We start from the raw sequence: 632 nt of genomic DNA, 5'->3' as shown, positions 1-632 counted from the left end.
GGCCCAGCCCCCGCGCGGCCGGCGCCGTGCCCATCGGCCCGAACCACGCCGGGCGCGCGCCCCACGCGGCGAACGCCAGCACCTCGCCCTCACGTTCCGCGTAGTGCGTCCCCGAGGCGTTGACGGCCTCCCACGCCCAGCGATCGTGCCAGTGCTCGCTCACGAACGCCGCCACCCGCTCGCGCTCCGCCTGCCGCGACGCCACGCGGACGCTCACCCCCTCGGCGGCCAGCCGTTCCAGGGCGGCCCCGGTGGACAGGTCCGCGGAGAGCAGGTCGGCGGTCATGTTCCAGGCCACGTGGTAGCGCTCGTACCCGAGGCTCTCGGCGAGGCACGCGGCGGCGGTGTAGCGCACGTCGATGCCGGGCCAGGCGTAGCACGGCGGGTTCCCGGCGAAGAGGGTCTGCCCGGCGCCCTGCTCGCGCAGCCACTCCTCGGCCGAGCGCACCAGCCGCCGCCCCAGCCCGCGGCCCTGCTCGTCCGGGTGCACGGCGAGCAGGTCAAGGTGCCCGACGGCGGGGTCGCGCGAGGAGACGGACGCCATGACGACTCCGCCGCCCTCCGTCAGCACGGTCCAGCGGCGCTCGGCGGGAGGGCGGGCCAGCCGCCGCACCAGCGCGCCCGCCTCGGCG

At 77.8% G+C, this 632-nt stretch carries 1 protein-coding gene; it reads right to left on the bottom strand.

Going from position 1 to position 632, the window contains the following annotated elements; genetic code table 11:
- The coding region (locus tag DQW85_RS21770; RefSeq protein ID WP_162795194.1) for a GNAT family N-acetyltransferase at nt 1-632 on the bottom strand (632 nt) is incomplete at both ends.

The organism is Nonomuraea lactucae (assembly GCF_003313395.1).
Taxonomy (GTDB): domain Bacteria; phylum Actinomycetota; class Actinomycetes; order Streptosporangiales; family Streptosporangiaceae; genus Nonomuraea; species Nonomuraea lactucae.
The sequence above is the reverse complement of the archived record's forward strand: the minus strand, read 5'-3'. Positions and strand labels throughout refer to the sequence as shown.